At 60.4% G+C, this 20734-nt stretch carries 20 protein-coding genes; 16 read left to right on the top strand and 4 right to left on the bottom strand.

Translation table 11 applies throughout. The features are described from left to right. Nucleotides 1-4: 4 nt before the first annotated feature. From murI to rdgB, 5 genes are all read left to right on the top strand, one after another. Nucleotides 5-1039, top strand: coding sequence for a glutamate racemase (murI, locus tag ACX80D_RS08435; protein WP_459322204.1), 1035 nt, complete (start codon nt 5-7; stop codon nt 1037-1039). Next, entirely contained in the window at nt 1036-1833 is a 798-nt protein-coding gene (locus ACX80D_RS08440; RefSeq protein WP_459322205.1) for an MBL fold metallo-hydrolase, read from the top strand. Before murI ends, ACX80D_RS08440 begins: the two co-directional genes overlap by 4 nt. Before the next feature lie 119 nt (nt 1834-1952). Beyond that, nucleotides 1953-2516 carry a hypothetical protein gene (locus ACX80D_RS08445; RefSeq protein WP_459322206.1) on the top strand — a complete coding sequence of 188 codons (564 nt, stop codon included), beginning with the start codon at nt 1953-1955 and terminating at the stop codon, nt 2514-2516. A gap of 120 nt (nt 2517-2636) precedes the next feature. Continuing rightward, a complete protein-coding gene (rph, locus tag ACX80D_RS08450) occupies nt 2637-3377 on the top strand; it encodes a ribonuclease PH (protein ID WP_104109455.1) in 741 nt (246 codons plus the stop codon). Beyond that, a complete protein-coding gene (gene rdgB / locus ACX80D_RS08455) occupies nt 3377-3997 on the top strand; it encodes an RdgB/HAM1 family non-canonical purine NTP pyrophosphatase (protein ID WP_459322207.1) in 621 nt (206 codons plus the stop codon). The genes rph and rdgB overlap by 1 nt, the downstream gene beginning before the upstream one ends. 188 nt (nt 3998-4185) lie before the next feature. On the opposite strand, the gene ACX80D_RS08460 is transcribed toward rdgB, so the two are convergent. Then, nucleotides 4186-4890, bottom strand: a complete 705-nt coding sequence (locus ACX80D_RS08460; protein ID WP_459322254.1) for a VTT domain-containing protein — start codon at nt 4888-4890, stop codon at nt 4186-4188. A gap of 172 nt (nt 4891-5062) precedes the next feature. Here ACX80D_RS08460 and ACX80D_RS08465 point away from each other — a divergent pair, with 172 nt between their 5' ends. The 5 genes from ACX80D_RS08465 to ACX80D_RS08485 all read left to right on the top strand — a co-directional run bounded on the left by ACX80D_RS08465 (nt 5063) and on the right by ACX80D_RS08485 (nt 8919). After that, nucleotides 5063-5455: a GntR family transcriptional regulator gene (locus tag ACX80D_RS08465; RefSeq protein WP_459322208.1), complete on the top strand. Its 393-nt coding sequence runs from the start codon at nt 5063-5065 to the stop codon at nt 5453-5455. Beyond that, nucleotides 5452-6441, top strand: a complete 990-nt coding sequence (locus ACX80D_RS08470; protein WP_459322209.1) for an ABC transporter ATP-binding protein — start codon at nt 5452-5454, stop codon at nt 6439-6441. Before ACX80D_RS08465 ends, ACX80D_RS08470 begins: the two co-directional genes overlap by 4 nt. Nucleotides 6442-6464: 23 nt before the next feature. Then, complete coding sequence (locus tag ACX80D_RS08475) at nt 6465-7127, top strand: hypothetical protein (protein WP_459322211.1); 663 nt, start codon at nt 6465-6467, stop codon at nt 7125-7127. A 92-nt stretch (nt 7128-7219) separates the two neighbouring features. After that, on the top strand, nt 7220-8218 hold the full coding sequence (locus ACX80D_RS08480; protein WP_459322212.1) for a 3'-5' exonuclease: 999 nt from the start codon (nt 7220-7222) through the stop codon (nt 8216-8218). Between the two features lie 119 nt (nt 8219-8337). Beyond that, nucleotides 8338-8919, top strand: a complete 582-nt coding sequence (locus ACX80D_RS08485) for a DUF4395 domain-containing protein (RefSeq protein ID WP_459322213.1) — start codon at nt 8338-8340, stop codon at nt 8917-8919. A gap of 53 nt (nt 8920-8972) precedes the next feature. Here ACX80D_RS08485 and ACX80D_RS08490 read toward each other — a convergent pair whose 3' ends face one another. Continuing rightward, complete coding sequence (locus ACX80D_RS08490; RefSeq protein ID WP_459322215.1) at nt 8973-10082, bottom strand: ADP-ribosylglycohydrolase family protein; 1110 nt, start codon at nt 10080-10082, stop codon at nt 8973-8975. A 259-nt stretch (nt 10083-10341) separates the two neighbouring features. Between ACX80D_RS08490 and ACX80D_RS08495 the strand changes: the two genes are divergently transcribed. The 6 genes from ACX80D_RS08495 to ACX80D_RS08520 all read left to right on the top strand — a co-directional run bounded on the left by ACX80D_RS08495 (nt 10342) and on the right by ACX80D_RS08520 (nt 18273). Further along, on the top strand, nt 10342-10698 hold the full coding sequence (locus tag ACX80D_RS08495; protein ID WP_459322217.1) for a YidH family protein: 357 nt from the start codon (nt 10342-10344) through the stop codon (nt 10696-10698). 1 nt (nt 10699) lies between these two features. Further along, nucleotides 10700-11092, top strand: coding sequence for a DUF202 domain-containing protein (locus ACX80D_RS08500; protein WP_459322218.1), 393 nt, complete (start codon nt 10700-10702; stop codon nt 11090-11092). Nucleotides 11093-11257: 165 nt separating this feature from the next. Then, a complete protein-coding gene (locus ACX80D_RS08505) occupies nt 11258-12184 on the top strand; it encodes an aquaporin (RefSeq protein ID WP_459322220.1) in 927 nt (308 codons plus the stop codon). Nucleotides 12185-12509: 325 nt separating this feature from the next. Continuing rightward, nucleotides 12510-13718, top strand: coding sequence for an exonuclease SbcCD subunit D (locus tag ACX80D_RS08510; RefSeq protein ID WP_459322221.1), 1209 nt, complete (start codon nt 12510-12512; stop codon nt 13716-13718). Further along, entirely contained in the window at nt 13715-16945 is a 3231-nt protein-coding gene (locus ACX80D_RS08515; RefSeq protein WP_459322223.1) for an AAA family ATPase, read from the top strand. The genes ACX80D_RS08510 and ACX80D_RS08515 overlap by 4 nt, the downstream gene beginning before the upstream one ends. An 86-nt stretch (nt 16946-17031) precedes the next feature. Then, on the top strand, nt 17032-18273 hold the full coding sequence (locus ACX80D_RS08520) for an MFS transporter (protein WP_459322224.1): 1242 nt from the start codon (nt 17032-17034) through the stop codon (nt 18271-18273). A 73-nt stretch (nt 18274-18346) separates the two neighbouring features. On the opposite strand, the gene ACX80D_RS08525 is transcribed toward ACX80D_RS08520, so the two are convergent. Both ACX80D_RS08525 and ACX80D_RS08530 read right to left on the bottom strand, forming a co-directional pair. After that, nucleotides 18347-19168, bottom strand: a complete 822-nt coding sequence (locus ACX80D_RS08525) for an alpha/beta fold hydrolase (protein WP_459322226.1) — start codon at nt 19166-19168, stop codon at nt 18347-18349. A 101-nt stretch (nt 19169-19269) separates the two neighbouring features. Next, entirely contained in the window at nt 19270-20667 is a 1398-nt protein-coding gene (locus ACX80D_RS08530) for an amino acid permease (RefSeq protein ID WP_459322227.1), read from the bottom strand. Nucleotides 20668-20734 lie beyond the last annotated feature (67 nt).

Consider the following 20734-nt stretch of genomic DNA (forward strand, 5'->3'; position numbering starts at 1 on the left):
GATCATGAGCACACATTCACTCAATCCCCAGAACACACCTGCGGCGAAGCCACGGGTCAGCGACCTGACAGATCGGCCCATTGGAATTTTCGATTCCGGGGTTGGTGGATTGACTGTGGCACGTGCTGTGATCGATCAGCTTCCCAACGAATCCATCTTGTATGTAGGTGACACGGCGAAGGGCCCTTATGGTCCGTTGCCGATCGCCGAAGTTCGAGCCAACGCGCTCGGGGTCATGGATGAACTGGTTGATTCTGGCGTCAAACTTCTGGTGATCGCGTGTAACTCGGCCTCCGCGGCCGTGCTGCGCGACGCCCGAGAACGGTACACGGCCCGCTACGGGATCCCCGTCATTGAGGTCATTCAGCCAGCTGTCCGGCGCGCCGTTGCGGCTACCCGTACCGGTCACGTGGGTGTTATTGGCACCGTGGCCACGGTGGGATCGCGCGCTTATAACGACACTTTTGCGGCAGCCCCTGATCTAACGATCACCTCTGTGGCTTGCCCCGACTTTGTCCGGTTTGTGGAATCTGGCATCACCAGCGGCCCGGAGTTGCTGACCACGGCCCAAGAGTATTTGGCTCCACTCAAGGAAGCCGGCGTGGACACCTTGGTGCTGGGATGCACCCACTATCCGCTGCTGACAGGGGTCATCTCCTTTGTCATGGGTGATTCGGTGACCCTGGTGTCCAGCGCCGAAGAAACCGCCAAGGACGTCTATAAGGCCTTGGTGAACCACGATCTTGAGCGGGTCTCCCAAGCGGCCCCCACCCACCAATTCCTTTCCACCGGGGACGCAAGAAGTTTCGGTGTCCTAGCCCGGCGCTTTTTAGGCCCGGAGGTGCGCGGGGTCGAACAGGTCAGCCATGTCTCAGCCCATTACCCCACAGGATCACTGGCACGAATCACCCCGGACATGATCGCTGCTGCTCGGCAGAACCCAGCAGGTGCGGGGGTCACACAGTACTCAAATTTTGTTTTGGAAGATTCCATGGGCAGACTAGCTGTTCCGGGAAACAGTGCGGGGGAGCGAACATGAAGTTGACGATTGTTGGATGCAGCGGGTCCTTTCCCGGTCCGGCGTCGCCCGCGTCCTGTTACCTGCTCACAGCGCACGACGGCGAACGGCCGTGGCGGGTACTCATTGACTTAGGCAGTGGTGCTCTGGGCGCCGCGCAACAGTACATGGACCTTGAGGACATCGACGCGATCTTCCTCAGCCATCTCCACCCCGACCACTGCATGGATTTGTGCGGTCTGCACGTGGCTGTCCGGTGGAATCCGGCCGGCTGGCACCGCGGCCGGATTCCCGTGTGGGGCCCGGCAGCGACAGCCGACAGGTTGGCCACCGCCTACGGTCTGGAACTGGACCCTGGTATGCGCGAGGAATTTGACTTCATCAACTGGCAGGAACGCGAAGCCGTCACGGTTGGTCCTTTCAAGGTCACGCCCTACTCGGTGAACCACCCGACTCCTGAGGCCTATGCCCTGCGCGTAGAAGTCACCGAATACGACGGAACCGGCATGGACCGCGCCGCCGTCCTGACGTATTCCGGCGATACCGACAGCTGCCAAGCATTAGAAGACGCCGCCCAGAATGCCGATTTCTTCTTGTGTGAGGCGGCTTTTCAAGAAGGCCGTGACGACCACATCAAGGACGTTCACCTCACGGGTAAGCGTGCCGGGGAGGCGGCAGCGCGGGCGAATGTGAAGCGTCTGCTGCTCACCCACATCCCCGTCTGGACTGACAGCAACACCGTCGTGGCTGAAGCACGGGAAGTATATTCAGGCGGTGTGGCTGCGGCCGTAGCGGGCGTGCACTACACGATCTAGTGGTGTTTGCTTTTGTCAACGAACACCCTCTTTGTCACCTTCCCCTGCTTCATCACCTTCACCGCCTTCACCGCCTTCACCGCCTTCGCCACCTTCGCCACCGATCAAGAATGCCATTCATGAGTGAAAAGCCACGCAAGAACCGGAAACCCAGCAGTGGCATGGCAGGTCAAGCTGGTCAAACGGCACAGGCGCTAGTCCCACCCGTTGCCCCACCCCTTATGGACACCATCTTCCTCATGCTGATGGGTGCTGCCGTTGCACAGATCATTGCGGCTGTTCTCGGGGTTCTGCATGCCAGCTCCGACGCTTATCGTCAGGAATCGATCACGCAGCTGGAGGCAACAGGCGTCAAGGATATTACTCCCGAGATGCTAGAGGTGATGTCTGTAGCGACCGTGGGAACCACCATTCTCGTGGCTGTGGCAGCAGTGATCTTGTACGTGGTGATTGGCCTGTTCCTGAAAAAAGGCATGGGGTGGGCTCGTCTCGCCGGAACAGGGTTGGCACTGATTTCATTCTCGCGGTACGTGGGCGTCAGTAGTCCTGGGGATCTGGCGACGGTTCTGCAGATCGTTCTCGGCGTGGCGGCCATAGCCCTGTGCTTCATGGGCCCCGCAGCTGAGTTCTTCAAGGAGAAGAAGACCTATAAGCTGGCTCGCAGAAAACTTGTACGCCGGTAGCGCCTACCGACCTCCCCAGCCTCGCTTCGCTCGGCCGTGGCCCCTCGGCCGGTAGCGCCTACCGACCTCCCCAGCCTCGCTTCGCTCGGCCGTGGCCCCTCGGCCGGTAGGCTTATACCCATGACTTCATCTGAAACACTCCGCGCCGACGGGCGCACCAATGATCAGCTCCGCGACATCACCATTACCCGCGGCTGGTCCAAGCAGGCCGAAGGTTCGGCCCTGATTGAGTTTGGCAACACCCGCGTGCTCTGCACCGCATCCTTGACCCCCGGGGTACCGCGCTGGCTTAAGGGCGAAGGCACCGGCTGGGTCACGGCCGAATACGCCATGCTCCCACGCGCCACGAACACCCGTAACTCCCGCGAATCCGTCAAGGGCAAGATCGGTGGCCGCACCCACGAGATCTCGCGCCTGATTGGCCGCTCACTGCGCTCGATCATCGACACCAAGGCCCTGGGCGAAAACACCATCGTGCTGGACTGTGACGTCCTCCAGGCCGACGGCGGCACCCGCACCGCGGCTATCACTGGCGCCTACGTTGCCCTGGCCGACGCTATTGCGTTCGCCAAGGAAAACAAGCTGATCGCCAAGAACGCCCAGCCGCTGATCGACACCGTCTCCGCCATCTCCGTGGGCATCATCGACGGCGTACCCATGCTGGATCTGCCCTACGTTGAAGACGTGCGCGCCGAGACCGATATGAATGTTGTTGTCACCGGTTCGGGCAAGTTCGTCGAGGTTCAGGGCACCGCCGAAGGAGCCCCCTTCGATCGCGACGAGCTCAACCAGCTCCTGGATCTCGCCCTCATCGGCACCACGCAGCTCGCCCAAATCCAGCGCGAGACCCTCGGTAACTAGTGAGCGCGCCCAAACTGGTCCTCGCCACCCACAACCAGGGCAAGTTACGGGAGCTGCGTGAGCTGCTCCGTGGCCAGATTCCTGGTCTGGATGTGGATACTGACGTGCTCGACGCCGGAGCTATCGATGCCCCTGATGTCGCCGAAACAGGGGTCACCTTCGCGGAAAACGCACGACTGAAGGCTCACGCTGTGGCCCAGTTCAGCGGCGCATTGGCTATTGCCGATGATTCCGGCCTCGCCGTGGACGTGCTGGGCGGAGCTCCCGGCATCTTCTCGGCCCGCTGGGCTGGTGCTCACGGGGATGACGCCGCAAACCTGAATCTGCTCCTGGCGCAGCTGGCCGACATTGCACCCGAGCACCGTGGCGCACGTTTTGTATGCGCAGCGGCGCTAGCCAATGCCGAGGACACCTTGGATGTAGTGGAAGAAGGGGCCCTTGAAGGAACCTTGCTTGCTGCGCCTCGAGGGGAGGGTGGCTTCGGCTATGATCCGATCTTGCAGCCGGTGGGCATGGATGTCTCCTGCGCCGAGCTATCTAGCGCGGAGAAAAACGCCATCAGCCACCGCGGCAACGCCTTCCGTGCATTGTTGCCGCATATCGTGAAGGCGCTATCCTAAGCACCCGAAGCAGTCATTGCACCGTTCCGGCAGGGAAGCGATCTTGAACGGAAAACGAAAGGGGAGTAGTTGGCAATGTTCGTGAAGAACAATGCCAACTACTCCCCTTTCGGCGCAAGTCTGAGGTCAAGTTTGAGCGCAAATTTCGGCGTCAGAGGGCTTCTATGCGGGACGCTGGCAGAGACGTTTTAGGCCTCCGAGGCCTTCTTTTTACGGTGGCTGCTCATGGCCTTCAGGAACTCGATGCCGATCGGGATAACCGAGATGGCGACGATGGCGATGAAGATCACGTCGAGGTTGTCGCGCACCCAGGGCACCTTGTTGCCCAGGAAGTAACCCAAGTAGGTGACTCCACCTGCCCACAGAACAGCGCCAAGGGCATTGAAGAACAGGAACTTGCGCATATCCATTTTGGCCACGCCCACAATGACGGGGACAAAGGTGCGCATGATCGGGACGAAACGGGCCAGGACCAGCGCCTTGCCGCCGTGCCGTTCAAAGAAGGAGTGGGCCTTTTCGACGTACTCCCTCTTGAAGAACCTGGAGTCTGGCTTGTTGAAGATGGAGGGGCCGGCCTTATATCCGATGTAATACCCCAATCGATCGCCGAGGAAGCCGGAGACAATCAGCATTGCCATCAACGCCCAGATGTTGATCGGCATAGCGCCCGTGCTGACCAGCAGCCCTGCGGTGAAAAGCAGTGAGTCTCCGGGGAGGAAGAAGCCCACCAGCAGGCCAGTCTCGGCGAAAATGATGGCACAGGCGATGATCACGACCCAGAAGCCCAAGGCTGGCTTATCCAGAATCTGCATGGGGTCCAGCCAGTCCGGCAAGATGGCGAGGGAAGGGACGGCCCCGTGGCCCACAAGAGCGGGCAGAGCGGCGTCATTCAAAGCAGTTAGTATCACACCCTCAAGATTACGGTACTTCCCTGAGAGTTCTCTCCACCTACAGGAGGATATTGAGGGTTGACATCAACCGCCAAGGTTATATGGTTAGTTGCATGAGTAATGAACCAATGAGGCGAGTGGGTTTTCCTGAGATCCGGGCGCAGGTGGCGCTGCTGTGATCAATGACAGCAAGCCGATCTTCGTTCAGATCGCGGAAATGATTGAAGGTGACATCGTCGATGGGCTCCTATCCGAAGAAGCACAGGTCCCCTCTACGAATGAATTTGCGGCCTTCCATAGGATCAATCCGGCCACGGCCGCCAAGGGAGTCAACGTGTTGGTTGACAACGGGATTCTCTATAAGAAGCGAGGAATTGGCATGTTTGTCTCCACTGGCGCCCGGGCTGTTCTGGTGGACAAGCGCCGGGCCGATTTCTACGAACAATTCCTGCAGCCACTGGTTCGGGAAGCTCGCAAATTAGGGATCGACGGCGCGGCGCTGACCGCCATGCTGGCCCGCGAAACCGAAGCAGGGGCAACAACCGGAGCAAAGGAGAGTGCGCTGTGAACGCACCGGTCGTAAGAGTGGAGGGCTTGAGCCGCAATTATCGCGACATTAAAGCCCTCAGCGATGTGACTATCACGCTGGAAGCGGACAAGATTTACGGTTTGTTGGGCCGCAATGGTGCCGGCAAGACCACGCTCATGTCCATCCTGACAGCGCAGGGTTTTGCCAGTTCCGGTGACGTGCGCGTCTTCGGTGAGCACCCCTATGAAAATGAGAAGGTGCTGAGCCGGATCTGCTTTATCAGGGAATCTCAGAAGTATCCGGATGATTTTAAGCCCGCCCATGCTTTCAAGGCAGCGGCCCTGTTCTACAAAAACTGGGACCACGCACTGGCCTTGACCTTGGCGGAGGAATTTGAGCTGCCTCTCAATCGCCGGATCAAGAAGCTCTCCCGGGGCCAGTTGTCAGCGGTGGGGGTCATCATAGGCCTGGCCTCCCGTGCCGAGCTGACATTTTTCGACGAGCCTTATCTGGGTCTGGATGCGGTGGCGCGGCAGCTGTTCTATGATCACTTGCTGGCCGACTATGCCAAGTTCCCACGCACTATTGTGCTGTCCTCGCACTTGATCGATGAGGTGGCAAACCTCCTAGAACACGTCATCATCATCGATAAAGGCGTCATCATCGTCGACGACGACGCCGAGAACATCCGCAGTGCGGCCAGCAATATTGCCGGTGTCGGTCCCCGCGTGGAAGCGTTCGCCGGCGCTCACACCATCCTGCGACGGGAAAGCATCGGCGCCCTCCTGTCGCTGACCATTGAGGGCGTCCTGAGTACCGCCGAACGCCGCGAGGCCCAGGAATTGGGTTTGGAATTGAGCCCGGTATCGCTGCAGCAATATGTCATCAGCAAGACCCGCGACGCCGGATACCGGGTGGGCGACGACGCCTCATCCTTGGCCGGGGTGGAGTTGGGCCGCCGAAGCCAACCAGGTCACAGCAAGTTGAACCCGAGCAAACAAAACCAGAGCGGAGCAAAGCGATGAACCGCGCACTAGGAGTTGCAAAGATGCAGCTCATCAATAAATGGACGTTTCTGGGAATACCTGCCGTCATCATTGCCGGTTCGTTCCTGCTCAGCTTGGCGATCTTTGCGCTGATCCCCAACACCGTTGAGACGAAATATTCCGGCGCCGGCCAAGCTGTCATGTGGTATTTTTTCGGTCTAGGCATCCAATCTCTGACCCTGAGCTTCCCGTTTTCCCAAGGTCTGAGCGTTAGCCGGCGCAGCTACTTCCTCGGCACGGTGGGACTATTTACAGTTCTCGCCGCCGCCATCGCGGCGCTGTACGTCATCCTTGGCTGGGTTGAGCAGGCCACGAATGGCTGGGGCCTGCAGGGTCGCATGTTTGCGCTGGAGTGGGTGGCAGACCGTCATTGGTTCATCCAATGGTTCTTCTACTACATCCTCATGATGTTCTTGTTCCTGCTAGGACTCTGGGCCGCCACGGTCTACAAGCGCTGGCAAGCAACAGGATTGCTGATCCTGTGCTTGTCGCTGGCGGTGCTACTCATTGGTGCCGCGGCGTTGATCACGCTGCAGGGTTGGTGGCCGGCCGTCGGAGCATGGATGATGAGACTGACCCCGCTCTCGCTCGGCGCCTTGGCATTGGTCTTCGTGGTGATGTTGGGCAGCGCAGGCTATGCCACCTTGCGCCGGGCAACCCCGTAGCCCACATCAGCCACAGCATTAAGGCACCGTTCGACGCCGGACCCTTGGCTCCGGCGTCGAACTTTGTCGGTGCGCGGGGGTAGCCTTGAAGAGTGGCTTTGGACTTTACTGCAATTGATTTTGAAACTGCCAACGGATTTAGGGGATCGCCCTGCTCCGTTGGTCTCACAAGGGTCCGCGGCGGGGTGATTGTTGAAGAAGGCTACTGGCTCATGCGCCCGCCGGAGGGGCACGATCACTTCGATTCGCGCAATATCACCATTCACGGCATCACCCCCGACGACGTCGCCACCGCCCCGCGCTTTGCCGACGTCTTTGGCGAAGTCAACGCTTTCATTGGTGGGGACGCACTCGTGGCACACAACGCGGCCTTCGATCTTGGAGTGATCCGTTCAGCGTCCGAAGTCTCGGGCATGGCTGCCCCTGCCTTCGATTACGCCTGCACCGTGGTGCTCTCGCGAAAGAACTACTCACTACCCTCCTATTCGCTGCCGTTTGTGGCCGAGGCTGCCGGTGTTCCGTTGCGCAATCACCACGACGCCACCGAAGATGCACGGGCCTGCGCCGGGATCATGGTGGACATTGCCGGCAAGCACGGTGTTGATTCGGTGCGCGGTGTCTTTGAAGCCATGAAGCTATCCATGCCGCACGCCGATGCCTACAACCCCGCCACTGATGAGGTCTCCAAGGCCACGCGTTCAGCGCTGGAGCGCATCGCAGAGATGCAGGACGGAATCGCCAACGGCACAGCCCGCGGCGGCCGTTCCAGCTGGTCCACAGAGGGCCCCAACCCGGAACCGAACGTCCATGCAGATGTGGCCCATCCACTGTTTGGTCAAACTGTGGTGTTCACCGGTGACCTGAGCCTGGGCCGGCCCGAGGCCAAGCTCAGAGCAGCTGTTCATGGAGCCCAGTGCGCCAGTAACGTGACGCTCAAGACCACCGTCCTAGTAGTGGGCAGTGGATTTACTGCCGCAGATCTTCGCAGTGGCCGGCTGACCTCTAAAGCCAAGCGAGTTCTGGACTTGCAGCACCGCGGACAGGGCATTGAAGTGCTCTCCGAAGGCGAATTTATGCAAATGGTGGGCTAGCTCCACAGCCAACGGGCTGCACGTCTCGCCGCTACCTCGAGCGTGCCGCAAGTGTGCGCCCAAGTCATACGGCGCAATAAAGCTAGGGCGCGCGGTGGCTCCGGTTTTACTCTGAGCTTATGAGTCGACTCACTGACATTCCCGCCGCCACCGAATTTATCCAGCCTGATTTGGTGCAGATCCCGTCGCCCGGATCAACACCACCGGCCGATGTCAGTGTGCTCAAACGCATCTTCGCCTTTCCCAACCCGGTCAATGAATATGCCGCGCGTTGCACGGCCGGAATCGTGGTGGTTCTGACTTTGGTGGCCATCTTGTCCCAGTGGGAATGGTTGGTGGGGGTCATTGCTGCCGGGTTCATCCTGCGTCTGGCCTTTGGCCCCCGGATTTCCCCGGCAGCACTCTTGTCAGTGAAAGTCTTGGCTCCGCGCTTTGGTCCCGCTAAATTGGTGCCGGGTCCGCCCAAACGCTTCGCTCAGGGAATTGGCGTTTTCATGTCCGTCGCCGCGTTCATTCTGTTGCTCAGCGGAGCGCCCCTGCTCGGTTGGGCGCTGATGGCCCTCTTATTGGTAGCGGCTTCGCTGGAGGCATTCATTGGCCTATGCCTGGGCTGCATCATTTTCGGTGCGATGGTGCGCCGCGGCCTCATCCCGGCCGGTATCTGCGACGCGTGCGCCAACGTCAGCTTTCGGAGCCGTTGAGGATCTGTGTCCGGAGCCGTCGAGGGCGGCGCTGTGTCCGGCGCCTTCAGCAGCTATTCTGCGGTGGTCAGCTTGATGAAGTCAGCTCCAAGACGACGGACTAACTGGGGGGCCTCGCACAGCGTCAACCACGACGCCGGCAGCGCAGCTTCTCCGTACAACGCACCGAGGATATTCCCGGCAATAGAAGCTGTGGAGTCGCTGTCCCCACTGTGGTTTGTGGCGAGCCGGATAGCGGCCAGGAAATGATCCACGGGGGATCCTGACGCCGCCTCAGTGGCCAACACAGAATAGAGGGCAACGGCGAGAGCTTCTTCGGCTACCCAACCCAACCCCAAGGCATCGGTGAGGGAATCGCCGGACAAGAGTCCGCCGTCGTGCGTGGACGAAGGCGACAAAGCAGACGCCGAAAGGCTCACCGCAGAGTCAAGGCGAGCCAGCAGATCGGGATCCGCGCTAGTTTCGGCAGCTGCCCGGTTACGCGCGGAATCGGCGGCCGCACGCAACGGGAGCCCCACGATGACTAGCTGGTGGATGAGCCAGCTGAAGGCACCCGAGGATTGCCGGGCGGAGGGGTGGCCGTGGGTTAGGGAGGCCGCGTCGGAGCTGATCTTGTAGATGGTTTCCGCTTCAACATGAGGCAGCAGACCATAGGGGGCCGAGCGCATCACGGTCCCACAGCCCTTGGAATCGGGGTTGACCGGGCGGGAAACGGTGCCCATCTCCCCACTTTTCAAACCAGTGATGCAGGCGTTGCCGGGGTGGCGCTGATGGTGCAGGACGCTCTGGGAATCGATCCAACGCGGTGCCTGTTCGGGGGCGTGACCGGCGGCTTCGATGCCCTGAGTCTTGAGCCAACGCAGGTACGCGAGCCACTGGCAGGCATTAATGTCGGCGCCAATGCCGTTATTGGCCCACTCCAGGACGTCCAAAAGGCCGTCGAGTGTGTAGAGGGTCATCTGGGTGTCGTCGGAGAAATGCGCGGTGCTGGGTGCCTGGGACAAATCCACTAGCAGGGCCGGGCCAAACTTTGCCCGGATATCGGCGAGGGAGTCGAACTCCACCAAGTAGCCGAAGGCATCGCCCAAGGCACCACCCATGAGCGTGCCCTGAACGCGGCTGGCAAAGTCGGCGGGGACAGGGGTGCGAACGGGATTTGTCATACTTCTAATTTACCGTTGTTCCGAAGCGGCGGTGGCCCATGGGTGTTGGAGCAGCGGCGGTGGCCCAGAGGTTGCGTGCGCCTTGGGTGGAATGGGTAGCCCACTAGACTTGAGGGTGCGGCGACTTCTAGCGCTCACCAGAGTGTGACTGCCCGTCACCGGCAGCGACGCTTATGCAGCGCTACCCAGCGCTACCCAGCTTTGCCCAGCGCTACTGAAGCAGCAGCCCTGCCCAAGGACTATAAGGAGACGGAGACCCATGCGCGAGCCCGCCTGGCGACGGACCGGAAAAACGCCCGATTACCGCTTTTCACTGGCGAACGAGCGCACTTTTCTCGCTTGGGTACGGACCGCATTGGCCCTGTTGGCAGGAGCGGTGGCGATCGATCAGCTGGCCCCGGAAATCGCGCCCCCGCTGATGCGCATCAGTTTGTGCATGGTGCTGGCCGTGATTGGTGCGGTGCTGGCGATTGTTAGTTACCGTCGATGGGCCCAGCAGGAACAGGCAATGCGCAACGATGCGGAATTGCCACACTCGTGGCTGATGCTGGGCATGACTGTCATTGTTTCGATAGCCGCCATCATTTTTGCCGTACTGATTCTGGTCAAGCCCTAACATGGCTCCATCAGTTGGACACGTTCGGGACCCCGGATTGCAGCCTGAGCGTACGGCCTTGTCGTGGCGCAGGACCATCATGAGTGCAGTGGTGGCCGACCTCCTGATTTGGCGTGGCTGGCTTCAGGCGCTGACCGGCAATGGGCCCAGCACTTTGGCCGATAACCATGGTGCTCACGTGGTGGGTCTGGGGATCTGCGCAGCCGTTGCCTGCGTCACCACCATCATTTTGGTGCTCTGCGCCGTAATTCGAATCCGCCTGCTCCACGCCGGCGTCGGTCCCGTGGAGCAGGAGTCCCACATTGCGGTTCAGGCTCCGATCTTACGTACAGCTTCGGCCGCTATAGTTGCTCTGGCTGCCGCCACAGTTACTGCGCTGGCGCTCGGAATGTAAGCCCGCTGGCCAGACGGCCGGCCACGTCTCCCAAGTTTCACAGCGTGGCACCGCACTATTCCAGCACCGCACTATCCCAGCGCCGCAGCATTCCAGCGCCGCAGCCAGAGTTGCCCCACATTTTTGTTCGCCAGTTTAGTTTCCCAGTCGAAGGATTTACACACCATGACTTCATCCGGAACGGCCACCGCCCCGGTGCAGGCTTATCCGATCAGTACCCGCGTCGCCATTGAAGGGTTGGGTAGCTTTTTCATTGTTTTCGCCGGACTCGGCACGGCACTGTTCAGCTCCGGCGGTTCCGCGTCGGTTGTCGGGTTCGCTTATGGACTGGCCTTGGTGGCTGCCATTATTTCCTTCGGTCACGTTTCCAACGGCTACTTTAACCCGGCGTTTTCGCTTGGAATGGCGGTGGCTGGACGGCTGAAGTTTTCCGCTGCGGCACTGTATATAGTGGCGCAGACCATCGCTGCCGTGCTGGCCTCGGCTGTCTGGCTGGCGATGCTGAAGGTATTGCCCGCCGGTGCAGTCCGTCCCAGCGCCGAGATGTTCGCGGACTTGGCTAATGGATTCGATACCCATTCGCCGTCGCAGGTGCCCATGATTGGTGTCCTCATTGTGGAACTGATCGCTGTCGGCGTTTTGACGGCCATGCTCTTGGGCGCCACCTCGCTCCGCAATAAGTCAACGTTGGGACCTGTAGGCATTGGTCTGGCCTTTGCCCTGGCCGTTGGCATCACGATGCCACTGAGCAACGGCTCGCTGAACCCGGCCCGTGCCACCTCGGTGGTCTTCCTCGCAGAGTCTTGGGCTGCCGAGCAGCTGTGGCTGTTCTGGGTTGCGCCACTGTTTGGTGCGGCCTTGGCCGCGGCCATCTACCGTTCTTTCGCCCCTGCCCAGCCTGTGGCTGTGTTGGTAGATGAGGAAGGATCCGTCCCCGAGATCACGCTGGTGGACGCCCCTGTAACGTACGACGTCGATGCCTCCTCGGGCGCATCAGTCGCTCCTGCTTCTTCCGAGACTTTGGCAACGCCGGCGCCTGTTTCCGCCGAGATCGACGACGCCCAGGCTTTCTTCGATTCCCCCAAGAAGTAATCCACCACTGATCTGACCGGCGGTAAGAGGAGCTCAAAAGCCCTCGCCGCCGGTCATTTTTGTTTGGAGGCTAAGGTTTAGCGATGCCGAACTTCTCCCTCTAGCTTGTGGCCGCGTGCTCTGCACGGATTCGCCGCAGACCCTGATGGCTATGGTGCTCATAGCCTGCGCGCTGCTAGTGGTAGCAGTCGTCAGCAGTTGTCAGCGGTTGTCAGCGGTGCGAAGCTGGCCAACGCTGTTGCAGTTCAAGCGCTGTCGGTGGAAGGAACCCGCCGCCGAGCTTCTCTGGTCAGTGAATGTCGGTGCTCTCGGATACCTTGGAACCATGAAGCTTCTGCACACCTCAGATTGGCATTTGGGCCGCTCCTTCCACGGCGTGGGAACCTTGGCGGCGCAACGGCGCTTTGCCGAGCAACTCCTTGAAACCGTCACCGAGGAACAGGTCGACGTTGTTCTGATAGCCGGTGATGTGTACGACCGCGCCCTGCCCAGCGTTGACGTGGTAAACCTCTTCGATGACATTCTGGCCAGGCTTAATACGGCCGGGGTACAAGTGGTCATCACCAGTGGCAACCATGACTCCGCCACCAGGCTGGGCTTCGGCGGGCGGTTGTTGGAGCGGGCCGGTGTTCATTTGCGTACCCGCATTGCAGACCTTGCAACACCGGTCTTGCTCCCCTTGAACGTGAACGTGAACGGGAACGGGAACGTTAACGAGAAGGGCCGTGGAGCGGAGGGCGGGCCCATGGTGGCCATTTATGGCATCCCCTACCTTGAACCACGGATGGTGGCCGATGAGCTGGGCGTGGAGAATGGGACTTATTTCACCGTGACCGAGGCAGCCGTGCGGCTAATTGCGGCTGATCTGGCCACCCGTGCGCCCGGAACGCCATCTGTGGTGTTGGCACATACCTTTGCCAGCGGAGGAATATCCTCGGCCAGCGAACGGGAATTGACCATTGGTGGCGTGGGCGCCGTGCCTTTGGATCTCTTTGAGCCGTTCAGTTACACCGCATTGGGCCATTTGCATGGGCCACAGCGGCTCAGCGAGACCGTCCGCTACTCTGGGTCACCGCTTCCGTATTCCTTCTCCGAAGCCGCGCACAGCAAGGGCGCCTGGCTCCTGGAAATCACCGAAGCTGGGTTGGGAGAAGTCACTAAAGTGGACTGGGCTCCCGAACGGGCTCTCAGCATCCTCAAGGGCAAACTTGAGGACCTACTCGCCGAGGACAAGTGGGCTCCGGATGAGGCCCACTACTGCCAAATCACCTTGACTGACAACGACCGCCCAGAGCTGGCCATGGAGCGGCTACGCAGCCGATTCCCACACACTCTGGTGCTCATGTTTGAACCTGAAATAGCCCGCGACGCGGATAAACAAAGCTACGGTGCTCGCATCGCCCAAGCCACAGATGAACTGGAACTGTGCTGTGGCTTCCTAGACCATGTGCGGCACCGCCCAGCGAACCATGATGAAGAACAGGTCCTGCGCGCAGCTTTGGCTTCTGCGCGGGAAGAGGAGGCAGCGCGATGAGAATCCATCGTTTGGAAATCCAGGCTTTTGGCCCTTTCGCCGGTCGGGAAATCATTGACTTCGACAAGCTAGGCGCTCAGGGCCTGTTCCTACTTAACGGTGCTACTGGGGCTGGTAAAACCAGCATCTTGGACGCCATTGCCTATGCTCTGTACGGGCAAGTGCCCGGTTCACGTTCGGCGAGCACAGGCCAACTACGTAGCCACCACGCCGCCGAGGGTGTGGTCCCTCAAGTGGTGTGTGAGTTCACCGCCGGGGGCCGTCGGCTCGAAGTGGAGCGCAGCCCGGAATGGATGCGGCCGGTTAAGCGTGGAAGCGGGACCACACGGGAACAGGCCAGCACCCGGCTCCGGGAGAAATCTGACGGAGTATGGGAAGTGAAATCAACCCGCAATGATGAAGCTGCCAGTGAGATCCATCAGCTGTTGGGTATGAATATGGCTCAATTCACCAAGGTAGTGCTCCTTGCCCAAGGCGACTTTGCTGCTTTTCTGCGTGCCACAGCCACGGAACGTCAAACCCTGTTGCAGCGGCTCTTTGGGACTGACATCTATCAAGATGTTGAGAATCGTCTCGCCACTGATGCCAAAGTGGCCCAGTCCGCGGTGGCCGCGGGTCTCGGTGCCTTGGAGACCGCGGAGCGGGTGGCACTGAGTCAGAGTGCGCAGGTCTTAGAACGTGAGGCGGAGCATGCAATCCGTGTGGCAGAACTCGCTGAGGCAACACCGGTCACAGAGCCAGATACAGAGCCGGAGACAGAGCCAGCCACGGGGCTCTTGTCGGAGGGTACTAGTGACGAGCAGCCCATCAGCGAGCTGCACGGGCTGGAATTATTTGCCGTCCTCAAGCAACAGGTGGGCCAGGCTGTCGCCCGCACAGCAGATCATGCTGCAGAAAGCCGAGCACAGGCACAGTCGCTGGCGGAGCTGGTGGATACCGCCCAGAGTCAGCGAAGCCGGCACGCCGCCTTGGCGGCAGCTGTTGCCGAACAAAATCGGCTGAATGGTTTGACTCAGGAAGAAGCCCAATGGCGAGAACGCCTCGATCGTCACCACCAAGCCCAAGTCCTTTCTGCCGTGGTTCAATCTGCGGCAAAAACCGCCCGTGAGCGTGACCGGACACAGGCTCGAACTGCAGCTGCGGCCGCGAGCTTCGACGCCAACGAGCTAGCTGCAGCGACCCTGGGTAAAGCTGCGCTCAGCGCTACTGCTGCCGAGCTGGAAAGTCTCGATAGGGATCTGACCAAGCAGCTAGCCACCGTTGACGCTGCGCTCCCCGATGAAGGCCGGCACCAGCAAAAGAGTGCACTGCTGCTTCGCCAGGAAGCGGCTCTATCTGCGGCGCACAAGCGACAGGAACTACAAGGGGTGGCCGTGACGGCCGCGAAAAAAAGAATTGTGGAGGTTCAGACTCGGCAGGGTCAGTTGCGTGCCGACGGGCACAATGTGGAGCAGAGCACCCAGAAAGCTAAGGATGCCCTCCAGCTGGTGAGCACCATCGAGGAATACCTTGAACACAGCGCCGTGGTGGATCAGCTGGTCCTGGCCGAGACCAGCGCGCGCGAGCATGCTGTCGCGGCTAAAGAGGACTGGTTGGATGCTCTCGATCAGCGCTTGAGTCAGGCCGCCGGCCAGCTCGCGGAAAATCTTGTCGATGGGGAGCCTTGCCAAGTGTGCGGCAGCACCGTTCACCCGGATCCTTCCCCGCTGGCCGGCACAGGCGCCGATCTCATGAACGCCGAGAAGACCGCGAAAAAAGTCTCTGACACCGCTGAAGCGGAGGTTTTTGCTGCGCGCACCCAGCTGTCACAAGCGCGTAACACTCACGCGGTGTTGGCCGAACGCGGAGGTTCCGGTGACCTTAAGAAGGCGCGTGCCGGCGTCGTACTTACAGAACAAGAGCTCCGGGAGGCCACAGCAGCGGTGGCTGAGTTGGCAGCATTGGAAACCGAATCAAGTGCGCTGCATACCAGTGTGGAACAGGCGCAGGCGGTCGTCACCGCAGCTGCAGAAGAGGCGGCATCTTTGAATGCGGCGCAGGACGCTCTGACACGGGAAATTGCTGATTTGGACGAGCATCTGGCCGTGGTGCGTGACGGCTATGCATCGCTGGCAGATCGTCGTGCGGCGTTGATACGGGCACAGGAACCTGGCGAGGCGCTGCTCGTGGCCCTCCGCCAGCAGACGACGGCTGCCAGCGCGGCGTTGGATGCCGCCAGCGCATTGGAGGCGGCTTTGGCGCAGCCCGACTCTCGTTTTGCTGATGCCTCTCAGGTGCAGGCGGCGCTGCTGGACGCAACCGAGGCAGCAGCGGTGGACCGGCAGATCAAGGACCATGCCAAGGCCGTCGCCGTCAACACGGCCCGATTGGCTGAGCCGGACGTGGTGCTGGCCAAGGAGGAAAAACAAGCAGGTGACACGCCGCCGTCGCAGGAAGCGGTGGCGGAACTAATCCAGGACGCTGCTGCGGCCAAGGTTGCCGCAGACGCCGCAGCCCTGCAGTCGGGGATGACCAGCAATGCTGCTTCGCAATTGCATGCCAGCGAAACAGACTTTATCGCGTTGGAGGGAAAGGTGGCTCCTTTGCGGGACCGGGCCCAGTTGCTGGCCGGTCTTGCCGATGCGGTGCGCGGGGGAGGGGACAACAAGTACAAGATGACGCTGAGTAGCTACGTTTTGGCAGCACGGCTGGAACAAGTGGCGCTGGCCGCGTCGCTGCGCCTGGCGACCATGAGCGACGCCCGTTACACGCTGCGTCACAGTGACGCCAAGAAGGGTAACCAGAAAGCCGGTCTGGGACTGGAAGTAGTGGATGAGTGGACAGGGATCAGCAGGGACACGGCCACTCTTTCGGGTGGAGAATCCTTCATGGCCTCCCTCTCACTGGCGCTGGGACTCTCCGATGTGGTCCAACAGGAATCAGGTGGGTTGGATATTGAAACTCTGTTTGTCGATGAAGGCTTTGGCAGCCTTGATGAACAGAGCCTCGAGCAAGTGATGGACGCCCTCGAGGGGCTACGTGACGGGGGTCGCATGGTGGGCTTGGTCAGCCATGTTGCCGAGATGAAACAGCGCATTCCCCTGCATCTACATGTCCATAAGGGTCGAAACGGCTCAACCGTGGAGCTGAAAATGGCGGGGCTCAGGCTGGGGCGGGGCTTTCCTGAACAGGTAGACTTGATGGGTCCTTGCCTGATCAAACTGGTGGCTGGAACCGGCACAGGCTAGGACACAAGATTTCGTGAAAGCAGTTTGCCATTTCCTCGTCACTAGAGAACCCGTCCGCCCCTGAACCCAAAGGTGGACGCTATTCAGTGCTGCCCCGCTTAGCGGGCGGCAGCTATATTCCGCTGGGTCTTTTTGCCCGGGTACCGCTGGCCATGCTGACCATAGGCGTTTTGACCATGGTTACCGATGTGAGCAATTCCTATGCCATTGGCGGTTTTGCTGCCGGAAGCATTGGGTTGGGTGCCGCCGTGGGAGCCCCGGTGATTGGCTATTTGGCAGATCGCCTGGGACAGAAACAAGTACTGGTCGTTGCCGCCGTGGTCAATGCACTGCTGGTGGGTGCTGTGGTGTTGCTAGCGTATTGGTTGCTGCCACGGGACGGAGCGACACTAGCAGACACCACCACCCTGATCGTCTTGGGCGCGGCACTACTGGCTGGAAGTACCTCTCCCCAAGTGGGGCCACTTTCCCGTGTGCGGTGGATGGCCTTGAGCAAGAAACTTCCAGTCAAGGAGCGCGGCCCCGCCGTAGACACAGCGCTCTCGCTGGAAGGCACCGCCGATGAGGTGACGTTTGTGCTGGGCCCGGCCCTAGTGGGGTTGTTGGCATCGCTGCTTGCGCCGTGGTTGCCGCTGGTTTTGGCGGCCCTGATGACAGCTGTCCTTGTCACCCTATTCGCCGTGCATCCCACGGTGGAGTCGGTGGGTCCCCGCATGGCGGCCAGCAGCACTGTGGGCAATGCCGGCTATGTAACCAAGGAGAAACCCAACTGGCTGTTGGTGGCACTTCCCGTTACTGGGATGCTTTTCATGGGCACCTTTTTTGGTTCGGCGCAGACCTCTTTAACAGCCTTTACCGGAGTCTATGGTTCAGTGGATCAAGCGGGACTCATGTACGCGATCATGGGTTCCAGCTCAGCCCTGACGGCGTTGTCAGTGGCCTACTGGTCGAAAAAATTTACCTATGCCTGGCGTTGGGTACTAGCGGCTGGAATGATGTCGGCCGGTTCCGCAGCATTTTTATTGCCGTCCTCGCTAGGCCAGATGGTCTGGGTGCTGCTGTTGGTGGGTCTACCCGTGGGACCGGTGATGGTCTCGATTTTCAGTGTAGGCAGCGTGGTCGCCCCGCAACAATGGATGGGCACCGTCATGACAGCCCTTTCCAGCGGAATCGTCGCTGGGACGGCACTGGGCTCGGCAGTGTCCGGTTCCCTGGCCCAAAACGTGGGCTATTCCGCGGCGTTCTTAGTTCCGGTCGCCGCAGCCAGCGCACTATTTATCCTCGGACTAGTCTCGACCGTGGTGCTACGCCGCCGCCCGGTGAACTGAGCCCCCTTGCCCCACCGAATTGAGGTCCTGGGGTTGAGGGGCTCAGCGCATGAGAGATTTAGCCCCCGAGAATTCAGTCGCTGAGAAAACTGAGCGCCGCGTCCTTGAATTCACGTGAGGTCACCGTGTTGTTGTGGGTGCGGCCTTCGACAACCACTTGTTGTGCAGTGCCGCTAAGTTCTGCGAGCCGGTTCATGGTGCGTGCCCGTTCATCTAAACTGCCCGCGACGAGCAGGATCGGCATCCGCGGAACAGCATCCGTTGGGTCGAAGGGCTCCATCTTTACGGCCTGAATCAGCGCAAGCAACGCGAAGATGTCGTTGGAGGGGACCACCTGAGCCATGTTCAGTAGCCAAGCGGTGGAGGCATCGGCAATGGGGGTTCCATCATTGAGGAAGTTCTGGGCCGCTTTCAAATCAAAATCTGCCAGCGGATCTTCCGGGTTAGGTCCGCCCAACACCATTTTTCGCACCAGCTCCGGTTGCGTAGCGCCAAATTCCCAAGCCAGACGGGCGCCCAACGAATAGCCAATCATGTCCACACCGCTAGTGGGATCGCTGTCCTTGAGCGGGTGGATGCCGGCATCAATGAGGATTTGGAGGAGGTCAGCGCGGATCTTCCCGGGGGTGTAGGAGTCCAGATCGTACGGGGCTGAACTGCGGCCGTGGCCAGGTAAATCAACGCTGATGACCTTACGCCCGGCCCGTGTCAGCGCCTTGACCCAGCCGGTCTTGACCCAATTCAGGTCCACGGAGGAGGCAAACCCATGAATCAAAAAGACGGGCGGCAACGGCGCCGGATTCTCGGTGTCGAAAACTACCACGTTGAGCCCGGCTTGGGCGCCTTCAATGCTGTGTGTGGTGACCGTAGCAGCGTGCTTACCTGGGGAAGACATGGGGGTGAACCTTTCCCGCGGCGGGCCGTGCCGCCGTCGTACGTCAACCATAGCGAAAACAAAGGTGGACTGCCGTGCTAAATGGGCCTACAGCGGCAGTGTTACTTGCGCGCTGCGTCCCGCTGCTTCCGGTAGCGGGGAGCGAGCCAGCTCAGGAGGGCAATCACGGCAACCAAGCTGAAGGTGCCCAGTAGTTGGTTTCGGCTGGCGGGATCGCTAAAGCCCACCGCGAAGATGGCCAGCAATAACACCAGCCCGGCCAAGGTCAGGTACGGGAATCCACGCATGCGCAAGGGGAGCGCCGTGCCGTCCTTGTCGGCTCGGCGGCGCAGGATGAACTGTGAGAGCAGCGCAGAACCCCAGACCACCAGGCACGTGGAGCCCACCAAATTCAGCAGGATTACCAGAACGGTGTCGGGGTAGAACATTTCCCACAGGACGGTGACAAAGCCGAATGCTACGGAGATCGCCACCGCAGCGACCGGAACAGAGAGTTTGTTGGTGCCGTTGAACACGCGGGGGGCTTCGCCGCGGTCGGCCAATGAGTAGATCATGCGCGAGGCGCCGTAGAGGTTAGCGTTCAGTGCTGAAAGGAGCGCTGCGACGGCAACCAGGGTGATGGCGGTTCCAGCCCAGGGCAGTCCGGCGTAGTTCAAGACCCCGGCAAATGGTGAGTTCAAGGCCTCGCTGGTCCACGGTAGTACGGCCGCGATGATGAAAATGGAGCCTACATAGAACACCAGAATGCGCCAGACCACCGTGCGGACGGCGACGGCAACGCTGCGTGAGGGGTTGGTGGTTTCTGCGGCTGCAACAGCGACGATCTCGGTGCCGCCAAAGGCAAAGATCACAATGAACAGGGCGGCGGCGATTCCGGCCATGCCCGTGGGTGCAAAGCCGCCGTTGTCGAGGAGGTTGCCTAATCCTGGCGAGGTGGCTCCGGGGATGAGGCCCAATAGCAGGGCTGCGCCGAAAGCAAGGAACAGGACGATCGCGGTAACCTTCAGCAGCGAAAACCAGAACTCAAATTCGCCATAGTTCTTCACGCTGCTCAGATTGATAGCAGTAAAGAGGACCATGAAGATCAGGGTCAGAGCCCATGCCGGAATGACCGGCCACACGGTGACCAGTAGTTGCGCAGCGCCCAGAGCTTCAGCGGCGATCACCACCACCAATTGCAGCCACCAGAGCCAACCCACAGTGGCCCCGGCAACTTTGCCCATGGCCTTTTCGGCGTAGACGGAGAAGGCTCCGGAGTTCGGGTTGGCAGCCGCCATTTCACCCAAAGCCCACATGACTAAAATGATCAACGTTCCAGCTACCAGGTAGGAAATCAGGACGGCGGGGCCGGCCTTCATGATTCCCTCGCCGGAGCCTAGGAACAGGCCAGCACCAATGGCAGAGCCCAATCCCATCATGGTGAGTTGGCGCTGCTTGAGCGAGGTGCTTAGACCGGACTTGGCCGGAGTAGCCGCGGTGGAGGCAGATGGCTGGATCATGAAAAGGTTGGCCTTCGTTAGTGGAACCGGCGGCTGTGTGCCGTGCTCGTGCCGTGCGGGGAAACTT

It is taken from the genome of Arthrobacter sp. Sr24 (assembly GCF_054511175.1).